Origin of the sequence: Legionella sainthelensi, assembly GCF_900637685.1 — a bacterium.
GTDB lineage: Bacteria > Pseudomonadota > Gammaproteobacteria > Legionellales > Legionellaceae > Legionella > Legionella sainthelensi.
On the sequence record NZ_LR134388.1, the window covers coordinates 778,683 to 792,460 of the forward strand.

A 13,778-nucleotide genomic window follows, 5' to 3' on the forward strand; every position below is an offset into this window, starting at 1 on the left:
GGATATACTATGACATGTAGATTTGCTTCTTTGATGACACGTATAGGTCTGGTAATTTTAGGATTATGTATCCCTATTTTGGGAATGGCACTTTCTAAACCGACTTTCAGTGTAGTGGCAACCACACCAACCCAAGTAATAGTTCCTAGTACCGGGACAGTAAAAGTAAACTATCAAGTTACCAATAACACCAAATTAACACGCACATTAACCATGGTCCCAATAAAAGGGATTAGCCAAAATACGAGTGGTTTAGAAAACTGTAAAAGCCCTTTTACTCTAGCGCCGAATCAATCCTGTATGCTCTCTTTGCTATTGAATGGAAATGAACTTCCTCCTTCTTATTTAGGAGGCCCTATGGTTTGTAAAACTCAGGGACCTAAAGATCCGAGTCCAAGTCCTTTTTTATGTTCACGGCCAAGCGCGGAATCCATTTTAAGCATTAAAGTGGCACCTTTGCTTGCTATTAAAGTTTATCATGGGCGGCCTTTGCTGAATTCTACGGTGCCGCAGGGGTTAAGCAGAAAATTTTACGCTGTAGGTTTTTTTGCTAATCAAATCCATAAAAATTTGACACAAAGCGTAGAGTGGCATTCTTCAGCTCCCTCTATTGCAACTGTTTCGAATTCTTCGGGATCTTATGGAGTCGTTACTGGCGTTAATGTGGGTGATGCAACTATATCTGCCTCATTCAAAGGTATATCAGGTTCAGCACCCATACAAGTTAATGCAGCGGTAGTGACCCAGCTTCAGATTACACCAACAGATCCGTCAATTGCTAACGGTACAAAGCAGCAATTTACAGCAACGGGTATCTTATCCAACGGAACTACTTTGGATTTGACAACCCAAGTGAATTGGACATCCTCAAATTCAGCTGTAGCTGCCATCTCTAATGCTTCAGGAAGCCAAGGACTGGCTACAGGAAATGCAATAGGTACAACCACCATTACCGCTGCTTATGCAGGTCAAACGATGAGTACTTCATTGAAAGTAACTGCAGCAACCTTAAGTTTAATCCAGGTCACTCCTGTTAATCCTTCCATCCATAAAGGAACAGGGCAACAATTTATGGCAACAGGAGTCTATTCAGATAACAGTACTGAGGATTTAACTTCTTTTGTTACATGGAGCTCTTCTAATCCTTTGGTTGCAAGCATTGAAAATGCTCCTGATACTCCGGGATTAGCTCTAGGTGTTGGCACCGGAGGAAGTATGATTACTGCAACTTATGGAGGTGTGTCTGGTAATGCATTTCTAACTGTGACTCCAGCTCAGCTCACCTCCATAGTAGTTAGTCCCTATAATATTTCTTTACCTAATGGCTACTCGCAGCAATATAGCGCCAAAGGTATTTATACCGACAACACAACGCAAGATCTAACTAAAGAAGTAGCTTGGGCATCAAGTGATACAAATGTGGCGACTATTTCCAATGCGCCAGATAGTCCTGGAGCAGCTGTAGGAAAAGGAGTTGGTAGTACCCTAATTAGTGCAAGTTTAAGTGGGGTCACGGGGGTTGCTCCGCTAAACATCATCGAAGCGGTTCTTGATTCTATTGTTGTGGTTCCCGAAAATGCGTCTCTTCCATTGGGAACCAGCCAACAATATAAAGCTAAGGGAATCTTTTCAGATGCATCTGAGGAAAATTTAACTACTGATGTGACCTGGACTACTTCTGATACGAGTGTTGTTACAATCTCCAATGCGACCGGAACCCAAGGCTTGGCTCAATCAGTGAGTTTAGGCCACGCTACACTTCAGGCGAGTTTGAATGGCATCTCAGGTACAACGGGCATTACGGTCTCAGCGGCTTTGCTCACAGGGATTACAGTAACGCCGACAGATAGTTCTATTCCCAGAGGCATTAATTCAACCCAGCAAATGAGAGCAACAGGTACTTATACTGATTCAACGATTAAAGATATTACTACTGAAGTATACTGGCAATCTGCCAATGGAAGTATTGCTACTGTATCTAATGCAGTAGGGAGTGAAGGATTGGTAACTGCACAAGGAGTTGCGGCAACAACTAATATTATTGCTACTAAAAACTCAGTCTCAGGAAGTACTTCATTAACCGTTTTTGCACCACAGATAGGACAAAGTTATGGTGGGGGGATAGTTGCCTGTGATAGTGGAGGATTGTTACACCTAATCGCAGCAACTTCGGACATTAGTTCGGGAGTTATGTGGGGAGGTTATGGAACGGCCATAGGTCCAGGAGCCCAAAGCACCATAGATGGTGCGAGCAATACACAAGCGATTGTCAATACGTTGGGGTCAAGTAGCAGTTATGCAGCAAGGCTTTGCGCCACATATAATGGGGGAGGTTATACGGATTGGTTCTTACCCTCTTCAGAACAACTCCATTGCCTATGGGCATACTATGCAAACATAGGTGGGTTTGACCTCGCAAGTGATTATTGGAGCTCCACTGAGTCATCTGTGAGTCCAGCTTATAATGCAATGGGTGAAAATTTTACTGAGGGAAATCCAAAGAACCTGGATAAGAATGCAACGGTTAGGGTTCGTTGTGTGAGACAATTTATGTAATTGAGCAGGAGGAGCTTCATGCTCCTCTTGGATGTATATTTGTTTTCAAAGAGAACACTACTTTTGATAAAATTTTAGTAAGCGGAAGGTATTATGTCAGAGTATTCTCCTGTATGGCCTCATGGCGAGATTATTAAAGAATTTGAAGGTATCTATGTGGTACGAGGTTCAAACATCACTCATTTTGAGAATAAGAAGATTCAACACAGCAGAAACATGACTATCATTGCGAGTAATGGTGATTTAGCACTGATTAATACGGTGCGTCTGAATGAGGACGGATTACGAGCGCTTGATACCTTGGGGGATGTGAAGCATGTCATTCGTATTGGCGCTTTTCATGGCAGAGATGATCCATTTTATTTAGATCGTTACAAGGCCTGTTTATGGACGGTTCAACCTAGAGAGCACGCGAATGCCCCTCACCATTCTTCAACACAATATTTAAAGGATGCTGATAAGTTACCCATAAAAAACACTCAGTTTTTTATGTTTAAAAACGCCACTCCCGCAGAAGGATTTCTATATCTTGATAATGATGAGGGCATTATTATTAGTTGTGACAGTATTAAAAATTGGGTGAGTGTGGATCAATTTTTTAGTGAAGAGACTGCTAAAATGGCCATATCTCAAGGGGAAATTGCAAAAGCGCGAATCTCACCTATTTGGCTTAAAGCCACTGGAGTACAAGGAAATGATTTTACTCATTTATTAAAATTGAAATTTAAACATCTTATTAGCGCGCACGGAGATGTTTTAAGAAATACAGCTTATGAGGATGTTAAAAACTCAGTGAGACAAGTCAATTAAAAGATTATCATGACAAGAAATGCTTAAAATCAAACAGCACTGTATTTATTGTTTATTTAAAAATCATATAACCATTTTTTCCTTTCGATTTTGCCAAATATAATGCTTCATCAGCTTGTTTTACCAATTCGTTCGGGTTGAGTGGTTCCCCACGATAAAATGAAATACCGATACTTGTAGAAACTTTAAGTTCATTGCTATTAAAAAACGGATCTAGATTTAAATTAGTGATGATTTTTTCTGCTATTTTAACAGCATCCACTTCCTCGTTGAGGTCATCAAATAATATAACAAATTCATCTCCGCCCAGACGAACTACTAAATCATATTTACGAACGTTTTTTTTCAGGAAAGTAGCGAATTTAACTAATAATTTATCGCCCATGTTGTGCCCTAAATTGTCATTAATCCATTTAAAATGATCTATATCTAAATACATCAAAGCAATTAATTGCTTATTACGTTTGGCTTTTTCCATAGACCGACTCAAAACACTAACAAAAAACTTTCTGTTAGGTAATTTTGTTAAAAAATCATGTTTTGCCATGTGAGATAAACGCTCTTGCGCTTTTTTTAACTTCTTAATAGCACTTAGTTTTTCTTGAAATAAAAGCTGATGTTTTAATCCTGAGGCGATGAACCCTGCCATAAGTTCCAAAATTTTTACATGTAATTCATGAAACGCATTAGGATGTTTCGAAAGAATTTTTATTACCCCAACTGGGTTGTCAGAATAAACTAATGGCGCGACGACTAAAGAGCGAGCAGATACTTTTTTACATGCTTCTAAATTTACTCGAGGGTCCTTTTCTGTATCTGGAGAAATTAAAACTCGGTTTTCGACAATACAAAGTCCTGAAATACTGTTAGTGATTGGCAATTTAAGATCATGGTAGTTTGTAACAGTGCCAGTCACCGCTTTATAGACCATAAAATTACCCTCTACCAACTCAATCACTGTTCCTGTTGCTGGGGTAAGCTCATGCATTTCATTGGCTACTAGTTGCATAAAAGCTTGGAGATCGAAGCGAGCCCTGGCTAGAATACTTTGAGTTTCAATAACTTGTTTTAATAAGGTTATATTATCAACAGCGGTTTCCGGAGGCATAATGAGCTCTATGTAGATTAAAATAAATTCTTATTCAAAAATAATTAAATAACAAGAGCGAATATGATTCTTAATTATTTAAATAATAAAGTTGAAGAGCATTTGGGTAATTTCTCACTAAATCCTGACAAGTGCTTGTTTCGCGCGTGCTGCTGCTTGTCCGCAGGATACTGGGTGCAGGGCATCGTGTGAGCATAGATTGTGTTAGAGGAAATTATCACCCAACTCTTCTTGGAGCGCATTAGTATCCGATGGACGCATTGGATCAGTAGTATTTCCAGGAATTTTTCGGGATTCATTCGCCCACTCACCTAGATCAATGAGTTTGCAGCGGTCAGAACAAAAAGGTCTGAATGGGTTATCTGGGCACCAGGTATTTTGTTTTTGGCATGTTGGGCAGGTGATTTTTTGATCTGTGTTCATAATGTTCTTTGTCAATTTCTCTTGGGAAGTATACGCATATGTATCTCTTGAGAGCAATTATTTTTAGTTTCCCACTGAGAAAATAAGGCTTCATTTATGAGTATTGATGTCAAATGAATTCATGTTTCAAATTTATGAGTGCTATAGCAGATAGAAAAGATAAATAAATATACAAAATGCGAATTAGCCTTTCACGCAAACAATAGGTATTAATCTGGCTACTTTCTTAGTTAAGCCGGAGTCTTGGGCTGCATCAACAACAAGATCCACATTTTTATAAGCCCCTGGAGCTTCTTCTGCTACTCCACGATAGGAACTGCTGCGAATCAAAATGCCTTGTTGGGCTAATTGCTTGATGATATCTTGCCCTTGCCATTGTTTTGTTGCCTGATGTCGACTCATAGCACGTCCAGCACCATGACAGGCTGAACCAAAAGACTTATTTTCGGCATTTGTTGTTCCTGCTAAAACATAAGAGGCGGTTCCCATACTGCCCCCAATAATGACGGGTTGACCTACATGCCTAAAAGAAGCAGTTAATTGAGGATGACCTGGTCCAAAAGCCCGTGTAGCACCTTTACGATGCACAAACAAACGTTTTGATTTGCCTTCTATTTGATGCGTTTCTTCCTTACAGGTATTATGAGAAACATCATAGATAAGTCTTATTTTGGTGCCAGGCATTTCATCTTGAAAAACTTCTCGCATAAAATGGGTAATGATTTCACGGTTTGCTAAGGCACAATTAATTCCGGCGCGCATTGCCCCTAAATAACGCTCCCCCATAGACGAACGAATAGGTGCACAAGCGAGTTCACGATCAATGAGTTGAATCCCGCGTTGTTGCGCATCAATTAACATGGAACGTAGAAAATCAGTTCCTATTTGATGGCCTAAGCCGCGCGAACCGCAATGAATACTTACCACCACGTCGCCCTGAGCTAAACCAAATGCTGTCGCAGTTTTGTCACAATATATTTTTTTTACTTCCTGAATTTCTAAGTAATGGTTACCGGATCCTAAAGTACCCATTTCATTTTTTTGACGTTTTTTTGCATGTTCTGAAACATGCGCTGGTAATGCCCCATCAACGCGACCATAATCTTCAATACGTTCTAAATCTTCCTTATCTCCGTATCCTTGCTTGACCGCCCAAACAGCGCCGCCACGTAACATATCATCCATTTGTTTCATTGTCAGATTAATACGGCTTTTGCTGCCTACACCGGCTGGAATATGCGTAAATAAAGCATTCGCCATTTGTTCTTTGTAAGGTTCAAATTCTTCCCGTTTAAGACCAGTGCTTAAGAGTCTTACACCACACGAAATATCAAAACCAACTCCTCCTGCGGATACCACTCCTTCATGCTCAGGATCAAATGCCGCGACGCCGCCAATAGGAAATCCATATCCCCAATGAGCATCAGGCATAGCATATGAGCCACCAACAATTCCAGGTAATGTGGCCACACGAGACAGTTGTTCATAAACCTTCATATCCATATCGCGCAATAAGTCTTCCGAAGCAAAAATAAATCCGGGTACCCTCATTTTACCGTGCTTGGGAATCTGCCATTCAAAATCGCTGATTTTTTCCAATAAATTTAAGTCCATTGATTTTGCCTTAGTTACTGAATGAAGATGCATTACAATTGATTATTCTGGTAATTATACATCAACAACGCATTGTGCTATCCAAGTTTGATTACTTTGATAAACTTTTAATTCGGTAAAGGTAGCTCCTTTAACTTCCACTGCGGGTTGATGCCGAACACTATCCACTTGCTCTCCTGTCACTACAGCAGCTAATTTTAGTCCTTTAATCGTGACATCAAACTGGCTAAAAAGCATCTCATGGATTGCCATGTTGTAAATAATGGCATTCAACCAGTCAACGAATAAAATCTCTTGACTGGGAGCTTCGCAGCTTATGTGAACCTTTTTAAGCGGTTGAATTAATTGATGAGTAATGACATGAGTTAATGCCAGAGCTCCCATGGCAAATGCCTCAGATAAAGTAGAACCACACCCTCGCACACCGATATCTGATTCATGAGAGAAATGCGCCCATTTTTTTTGAGCAATCAATTTGGATTCCTAATTTTATCGTTGTCATAAATGCATCATAGGCTATATCCATCTTTTTTTTCTACCGTCTCGCATAAGCCGCAATTGAGAGAAGAACCATCCCCATGCCTATAGCTTGGCTTGTGGTTAAGTGCTCACCGAGTATTAGCCATGCAAGAATTACGGTAGCTAATGGCATTACCGCTGTGGATAATGAAGCCATCACGCCATCTACTTTTTGGCAACCCAGAAACCAAAAAACATAAAAAAGACCTGTGCTCAAACCTAAAATAAATAAAATAAGCCAATCAAAAAAATGAATTGATAAATTATCCCAGGAACAAAAAAACAGGCAAAACATCAATAATATGGCATTTATTGCATTAAGTACGGAAGAAATTAAAAATACTGGAAGCGGAGGTGTATGCATTTTACTTAAGATATAGTAGGTTGCTTCGGGTATAAGAGAGAGCAAAACAAGCATGTCCCCTAAAAATGAGTGGCTTGCTTGAACACCGTTTAATTTACTAAATCCAATAATGGCTAGGCCTAAAGTGGCAAACCCCACACAAATAATTTTTTTCCCTGATATTTTTTCACTAAGAATAATCCAAGACATGAGTGCAATAAGTGCTGGTAATGCACTGGTAATAATACCCGCTATATTAGCATCGGTGTATTGTAACCCCCCTAACATAAAGAAGTTAAACAGCACTCCTGCAGAAAGGGCTTGTGCGATTATAAAAAACCAATCTTTTTGGTTTAATTTGAAAAAATAATAGCTCATGGATGTTTTTTTTGCAGGGGTGAGCCAATGCAAAAAAAATAAAATAATCGCGGCTAGTGTAAATCGTAGTGCTAATATAAAAAGAATGGGGATAGAAGACAGCACATACTTAGAAGCAACAATATTCACGCCTACCATAATCTGGGCCAGAATAAGAAAGCACATACCTTGCAGAAAATAGGTGGTAGATTTATTCATTCACATCTCTAATTATAACTCATTAAGAAGATTAGTTTAGCAGAGTTAAATTCAGAAAAAGTTATCCATTTTCTGCATTTTTTGTGCTGTTCAACGCTTTTGCTCTCCATTGTGAAGGAGACTCACCAAATGTTTGTGTAAATCGACGACTAAATGCAGATAAGTTCTCATAACCTACTGAAAAAGCGATCGCTTCAATTGAACAATTCTTTAAAGGCAATAATCGTTTCGCATGCTGTAGTTTTTGAGCGCGCCAATATTCTGCAAGGCTATATCCCATAACGTGTTTGAAGCGACGTTGTAATTGACTCACACTCAAATGACAATACTTTGCTACTTTACTTATATCTATAACATCTGCAAAATAACGATCAATCCAATTTTTTGCTTTAATTACTGTTTGATCTCCTTTCGCTGAGAAAGAATTTGTTGCAAAATGAATCAACAACTGATTGATTAATGAATCGGCAAAAAAATCTTCTTCCTGAACAGTTAAGTACTCATGGGCAAATTGTACGAGACTCTTAATGGTTTTTGTGAGCATAAATTCGTGGGAGCGGTATCCATCGGGATGATTTTGAGCCTTAAGATCAACTACTAAAAATAGATTTTTAGGACTTCCTGCAAAGCAATGTTGTTCATTGGGCGCAATGTATATACCACTATTCTCGTTTATTACACCTGAGTAACTTCCTGCTTCCAGCTCCAAGGATCCAACTAATGGCAATACTAACTGCGCAAATTCATGGGCATGGCTATGACACTCAGTATGATAAGAACGCAGATCCATACGATGAGTTATCATGTTATTCCTTCCTCAAAAAGCAAGATATGAGCCTTTATTGTATCATAAATGCCTTTACAGGCTGAACGATTCCAGATTGCTACTGGATCTTATAAAATCATTCTCTCGAAATCACATGAAATTAAGGGCAGCAAGATGAATTGCTTAAGGCTGTTTCAACTCCAATCCAGTATTTTTATATTTTTTATTCTCTTATTCATTATTGATACTGCTCATGCAAAGTTAAATGAAAAGCCGTTTGTTATCATGACGTTTAATATTGAAAATGGTGGAACACAAATTGATTTTAATCAGGTGGTTAAAGCAATTAAACAATCTAAAGCGGATGTAGTCGGTATTCAAGAGGCATGGGGAAATATGAAGCGTTTAGCAAAAGTATTAAATTGGCATTATGATCCCTATCACCATGTTATTTCACGATTTCCATTATACAAAACAGTCCCACAACAACGATTTGTTTTAATTGAAGTAAAACCTCAACAGTTTGTGGCTGTAGCAAACGTACATTTACCTGATGAACCGTATGGTCCCAGTCTTATTAATCAAGGCTTTGATGCACGCATGGTACGTAGCAACGAACTGAAAGTACGTTTCTCAGAAATAAAACCTGTTTTTGATGAATTAGCCATTCTAGCCAAAGAAGGAGTGCCTGTATTTTTAACCGGGGACTTCAATTCACCTTCCCATTTGGATTGGTCTCGTGCAACGCTACAAAGACAACGTAATCACCGTTACGTTATGAATTGGCCCGTTACTCAATATGCGGCAAACAAGGGTTTTGTAGATTCATATCGACACATCGTTCCCAATGCTTACAAATCGCCAAGTTTTACCTGGCCTGCAAACCGAACAGCAGTAAAACACTCAATTGATGATTATAATCCTTCTAATAAAGATTTACCTGACCGTATTGATTTTATTTTTTCCTCAGGTCCTGCTCAAGTGATTAATAGTCAGCTCATCGGTGAAAAACATGGACAGAATGTTACTCTCTCTCTTTCGCCTTGGCCATCAGATCATCGGGCGATCGTGTCGCACTTTAAAGTTAGAGCATCTTATTTTCCGATACACCACATGAAATTATTTCCTGTAAGAGGAGAATATAGCACTAAAAAACCGCGGATTATGGTCTCGAAAAAAGTACTAAAATCGGGCGAACCCATTAAGATTATCTGGAAAAATTCTCCAGGGTATTTCTATGATTATATAAGTATTTCTCCTAAAAATAGACATAAGGCCCTGAATGAAACCGTTCGACTTTACACTCATGGAGAAATCAATGGAATTATTCAATATTCAAACAAAAACGTACAAGGAAACTGGACTAATTGGTATAAATCTCATGCCAGTTGGCCACTTACACCAGGAGTCTATGACATAAAATTAATGTTAGATGATGGATACAATTCACTGGCAACGACGCAAATTATAATTAATTGATTGTATTTTTGTAAATTACATTCATCTTTGCTCACATCTCTTTTTTAGAGACGTGAGCAAAGACAGAGACACGCTGATGAGCTTAGGCAATGGAGTTTGTTATTGATATACAGTTTAATTTTTTGCTATTTACTCTTATTTGATAAAACTATTCCTAATGTTGCAGCAGCACCTAATGCTAAAACCCCTAATCCGATATTTTTCATAGAAAAAAAGCTATATCGATTGCTTTCTTCTTTTTGTTGCTTAATGCGTTCTGGAGATGTATAAAAAGTTGGATGATTTAAAATCATTTTACCACTTGGAGTTATTGGTTTTCCTGCAAGGGATGCTGCTTCAATTTCGGTGTAACCCTCATCCATTAAATGACGGATTTTTTTATCTATAAGTTTTTTTGATGATGAAGCTGCTGTTCTTACATCAAGGAATCGATCATCGATTTCTCCGTTATCTTTTCCATCTAGCCATGAGACTTGTTTTTTTTCTTTTTTCAATTTTTTAGTATTATCTAACTCAATGAAGGCAGATACATCGTGCTCATTTAACATTTAACTTTCCCTCAAAATTATCAAAACTTGACCAATGATAACAACAAATCATTAAGAAAATATTAAGAAACTTGCAACAGGTATCCGCTATTTTTTCTATAAAAAACAAAGAGGTTACTATCTATTCAAATTTTTATTGATACAACATCAGAATTTTCCTTTGACTCTGATAAATCACTTTCTTTCATTCCCTGTATCTGCAGGCGATATTTTCCTGTATCTAATTTGCGTTCAATTATTCCCTCATTGTTACTCTTAAACTCATTTATAAATTTTTTGACAGTGTCCTCCATAGCTCTTTTCCCATCGTATGGTAATGTGACACATCTTTTTACCCCATGAGAAGTTTTTGCCATGGTTATTCCCTTTTGTACTCCATTGACAGTACTACTGGCTATATGAGAGGGGAGTGGCGTAGTTTTTAATGCTAATAATGTTGGGGCCATGATACCCGTTATTACTTCTCCTTTCGTAGGGGAGAGTCCATATTGAGTCCTATTATAAATGGCTCCTCCTATATTTTTTGCAATACTAGGAGAGGTCAGCGCAAGCGATGCAAGACCTAAAGCCATAGCCGCTGGAGCGGTTATAGGTGCGGCGGGACTGAATGATGCTGCGGTTAAAGCCAGTGCGGCGGTACTTAAACCAATGGAAATTTTCTGCGCTTTATCCTGAAATTTTTCAAAATATTCTTCTTCACTAAATTTAAATAAAGGTACTTGCAAATTTAAATCATTTTTATTTTTAAAACACTCAAAAGCATAATCAATTTTTTCAGCCATATGTTCTTTCGCTTCTTGAGGTAAATTAGACGACTCAAGAGCTTCTTTTATATTTTTATAATAGTTGGAGGCATTTTCATAAGTTTCTCTTGCATCCCTAATTGAATGCCTTTCCGATGAAGATTCATCATAATGTAAGTATCGATGTTTTTTAATAAGCGCTTCAAATTGATTGATATCCGATAAAAGATCACTTTTTAGTTTTTCATCGCCACACCGGCTAATAAACTCTTGGCAAGATTTTAAGGAGTCTAAGGCGGCTGTCTCGGGTATCATGGCTTGAAAATGCAATTTTCCAAGAGCTAATGCAAGAGAAAGAGCACTTGCTTGATTAATGAAGCGCTGATATTTTGCTTTATCCCCCATATCACAATTTTCAAGCGCTTTTTGCCATGCTTTAACACGATATTCCAGCTCGAGCTGAATCTGGTAATAAATTCCTTTTTTATGGTCTCCAACTTCAGTTATCGTGGAACCATATTCGATCTTCATATTAGATGTACCTATCCTATTCGTTTCAATTAAAACCTCACTGTGCTCCCAAATATTAAAATCATCAGGAATGACTATATCCACATGCTCCTTGTCAATTGATTGAGCTTGATTACAAAATACAGCAGCGTGCTGTAAAATACCCACACTAAATAATGCAATATTTTCCAGATGCATTTTTAATTCTGGGCATTCAACATCTTCAATATTGAATACTAATTCTTTTTTAAATGAGACCATGTTTTTCTCCCAACAAAGATGAAGAACGTAAATTAGTGTTCTTAATTTCTATTTTATCGAGCCAAAATTAAGGGAGTTTGTTCCAACAAGATCATATGTTGATTGGAGTATGAAAATTGTGAAGGACTTCTTAATGAAGAGTTAAGTTTCAAAAAACATGGATAGTAAGAGTAATTCGGTTTGAGCAGTAAAAATGTAGGGGCAAACCTTCAATCAATGTGATTCGGTGATAGATTATCTTATTTAATCATTAAATATTTTTTCTATAGAAGGATTTAAAGATTTGTTTGAAAATTGTAAGACCTATGTGTCATTATTTTTCGGCTAAAATTAATGAGCAATAAGAGAAAGCTGGTTTTTCATCTATATTTTCTCGAATAATTGTGAAGCCAATTTCAGTCAGCATGCGTCGGTACTCTTCGGCGGTTTTCATCACATGGGGTGTAAAATCATCGTGAAAAATATAACGATACTCTGCTGAAAGACAACGATCATTATTTTCTTCTTTATAAAATTCACAAATACCTACAAGACCATTTTTAGGTAATGCTTGAAAAGCCATAGTTAATAGTTTTCTATCAACTTGCTCATTCCAGTCAAAAAGTACTCGCGTAAATAAAATAAGATCAAAACCTTTAGGAAAGCTATCTTCTTTAATAAAGTCGCCCTCAATAACACTTACTTGATTGCTTAAATTTTTATCATTAATGGTTTTTCTTGCCATTACAGCTGACTTGGGTAAGTTATATACTGCAGCTTTTAAATGAGGGTGTTCGGTAACGAAAGCACAGGCCATGGTACCATCTCCACCTCCTACATCTAAAAGAGCGGATACTTTTTTAAAGTTGATATGATCTAAAATACAACGAATCGGTTGCTCTGCTGTTCGCATCATCCAATCCTCTAGCCATACCACTTCCGTATCTTTTTTGGGAGGCCAGGAAACACTTGTTTTGACTTTACCATAACGTAATACGTCAGTAAGACTTTCTTCTGCAGCGACATTCCAGCTATTAAAAAAGAACTGCATATTCCACCAGCGATGACTGTGCATTAACTGGTAAAACTCATCGGTTAATTTATAAGCAGGTTCACCATTTATTTCATTTTTGATTAAAAAATATTCACAACTAAGCAGATGCAACCATTTTTTTGCTCTGATGGGCATTAATCCTAATTTTTCGATGATTTCTTGTTCTAAAACGAATTCATTTTTTTCAAATAAAGCGAATAGGTTCAAACTAAACATTGCTTCTACGAGTTTTAATCGGGCACCTGAAGCAATCAGGGAAAAATAATTTTCGTAGAAATTGATTCTATGTTCTAGATTTTTTTGTTCTTCGGTATCATTTTGTGCTATTAAATAAGTATGAGTGTCATGATGTTCTTTTGCAGAGGATTTTGAAAATATATCTTTGAGCCATGACATTATTGTTTTCATATGAAAATAAATTTAGTGGGGATGTGTTGAATAAGCATATAAAAGAAACTAATGTTCAGCAATAGACCTCTTGCATAACCG

Annotated in this window: 12 protein-coding genes; 3 read left to right on the forward strand and 9 right to left on the reverse strand. The window is 37.6% G+C overall.

Annotated features, from left to right (window positions below; all coding sequences use genetic code 11):
* Positions 1–9: 9 nt before the first annotated feature.
* Both EL220_RS03475 and EL220_RS03480 read left to right on the forward strand, forming a co-directional pair.
* Positions 10–2,556: an Ig-like domain-containing protein gene (locus tag EL220_RS03475; protein WP_027271480.1), complete on the forward strand. Its 2,547-nt coding sequence runs from the start codon at positions 10–12 to the stop codon at positions 2,554–2,556.
* A 93-nt stretch (positions 2,557–2,649) separates the two neighbouring features.
* Positions 2,650–3,366, forward strand: a complete 717-nt coding sequence (locus EL220_RS03480) for a hypothetical protein (protein ID WP_027271481.1) — start codon at positions 2,650–2,652, stop codon at positions 3,364–3,366.
* A gap of 52 nt (positions 3,367–3,418) precedes the next feature.
* Here the strand turns inward: EL220_RS03480 and EL220_RS03485 are convergent, their stop codons facing one another.
* From EL220_RS03485 to EL220_RS03510, 6 genes are all read right to left on the reverse strand, one after another.
* The gene (locus tag EL220_RS03485; protein WP_027271482.1) at positions 3,419–4,474 is read right to left on the reverse strand and encodes a sensor domain-containing diguanylate cyclase; all 1,056 of its coding nucleotides are present in this window, start codon (positions 4,472–4,474) and stop codon (positions 3,419–3,421) included.
* Positions 4,475–4,678: 204 nt separating this feature from the next.
* A complete protein-coding gene (gene yacG, locus EL220_RS03490) occupies positions 4,679–4,897 on the reverse strand; it encodes a DNA gyrase inhibitor YacG (RefSeq protein ID WP_027271483.1) in 219 nt (72 codons plus the stop codon).
* 183 nt (positions 4,898–5,080) lie between these two features.
* On the reverse strand, positions 5,081–6,511 hold the full coding sequence (locus EL220_RS03495; RefSeq protein WP_027271484.1) for an RtcB family protein: 1,431 nt from the start codon (positions 6,509–6,511) through the stop codon (positions 5,081–5,083).
* Positions 6,512–6,565: 54 nt separating this feature from the next.
* Entirely contained in the window at positions 6,566–6,985 is a 420-nt protein-coding gene (locus tag EL220_RS03500; RefSeq protein ID WP_035906185.1) for an archease, read from the reverse strand.
* Between the two features lie 61 nt (positions 6,986–7,046).
* Entirely contained in the window at positions 7,047–7,949 is a 903-nt protein-coding gene (locus tag EL220_RS03505) for a DMT family transporter (protein ID WP_027271486.1), read from the reverse strand.
* Between the two features lie 61 nt (positions 7,950–8,010).
* Positions 8,011–8,754 carry an AraC family transcriptional regulator gene (locus tag EL220_RS03510; protein ID WP_027271487.1) on the reverse strand — a complete coding sequence of 248 codons (744 nt, stop codon included), beginning with the start codon at positions 8,752–8,754 and terminating at the stop codon, positions 8,011–8,013.
* 48 nt (positions 8,755–8,802) lie between these two features.
* Between EL220_RS03510 and EL220_RS03515 the strand changes: the two genes are divergently transcribed.
* Complete coding sequence (locus EL220_RS03515) at positions 8,803–10,194, forward strand: endonuclease/exonuclease/phosphatase family protein (RefSeq protein WP_027271488.1); 1,392 nt, start codon at positions 8,803–8,805, stop codon at positions 10,192–10,194.
* Between the two features lie 125 nt (positions 10,195–10,319).
* On the opposite strand, the gene EL220_RS03520 is transcribed toward EL220_RS03515, so the two are convergent.
* The 3 genes from EL220_RS03520 to EL220_RS03530 all read right to left on the reverse strand — a co-directional run bounded on the left by EL220_RS03520 (position 10,320) and on the right by EL220_RS03530 (position 13,697).
* The gene (locus tag EL220_RS03520) at positions 10,320–10,742 is read right to left on the reverse strand and encodes a hypothetical protein (protein WP_027271489.1); all 423 of its coding nucleotides are present in this window, start codon (positions 10,740–10,742) and stop codon (positions 10,320–10,322) included.
* Positions 10,743–10,867: 125 nt separating this feature from the next.
* Positions 10,868–12,256: a hypothetical protein gene (locus EL220_RS03525; RefSeq protein ID WP_027271490.1), complete on the reverse strand. Its 1,389-nt coding sequence runs from the start codon at positions 12,254–12,256 to the stop codon at positions 10,868–10,870.
* Positions 12,257–12,569: 313 nt separating this feature from the next.
* Positions 12,570–13,697 (reverse strand): methyltransferase, encoded by a 1,128-nt coding sequence (locus EL220_RS03530; RefSeq protein WP_027271491.1) that lies wholly within the window; start codon positions 13,695–13,697, stop codon positions 12,570–12,572.
* Positions 13,698–13,778 lie beyond the last annotated feature (81 nt).

What these genes read in the sequence shown, in the direction of transcription:
- EL220_RS03510 (WP_027271487.1), bottom strand. Translation starts at nt 8,754, where the DNA reads ATGATAACTCATCGTATGGATCTGCGTTCTTATCATACTGAGTGTCAT.
- EL220_RS03520 (WP_027271489.1), bottom strand. Translation starts at nt 10,742, where the DNA reads ATGTTAAATGAGCACGATGTATCTGCCTTCATTGAGTTAGATAATACT.
- EL220_RS03485 (WP_027271482.1), bottom strand. Translation starts at nt 4,474, where the DNA reads ATGCCTCCGGAAACCGCTGTTGATAATATAACCTTATTAAAACAAGTT.
- EL220_RS03530 (WP_027271491.1), bottom strand. Translation starts at nt 13,697, where the DNA reads ATGAAAACAATAATGTCATGGCTCAAAGATATATTTTCAAAATCCTCT.
- yacG (WP_027271483.1), bottom strand. Translation starts at nt 4,897, where the DNA reads ATGAACACAGATCAAAAAATCACCTGCCCAACATGCCAAAAACAAAAT.
- EL220_RS03480 (WP_027271481.1), top strand. Translation starts at nt 2,650, where the DNA reads ATGTCAGAGTATTCTCCTGTATGGCCTCATGGCGAGATTATTAAAGAA.
- EL220_RS03495 (WP_027271484.1), bottom strand. Translation starts at nt 6,511, where the DNA reads ATGGACTTAAATTTATTGGAAAAAATCAGCGATTTTGAATGGCAGATT.
- EL220_RS03475 (WP_027271480.1), top strand. Translation starts at nt 10, where the DNA reads ATGACATGTAGATTTGCTTCTTTGATGACACGTATAGGTCTGGTAATT.
- EL220_RS03525 (WP_027271490.1), bottom strand. Translation starts at nt 12,256, where the DNA reads ATGGTCTCATTTAAAAAAGAATTAGTATTCAATATTGAAGATGTTGAA.
- EL220_RS03505 (WP_027271486.1), bottom strand. Translation starts at nt 7,949, where the DNA reads ATGAATAAATCTACCACCTATTTTCTGCAAGGTATGTGCTTTCTTATT.
- EL220_RS03515 (WP_027271488.1), top strand. Translation starts at nt 8,803, where the DNA reads ATGCCTTTACAGGCTGAACGATTCCAGATTGCTACTGGATCTTATAAA.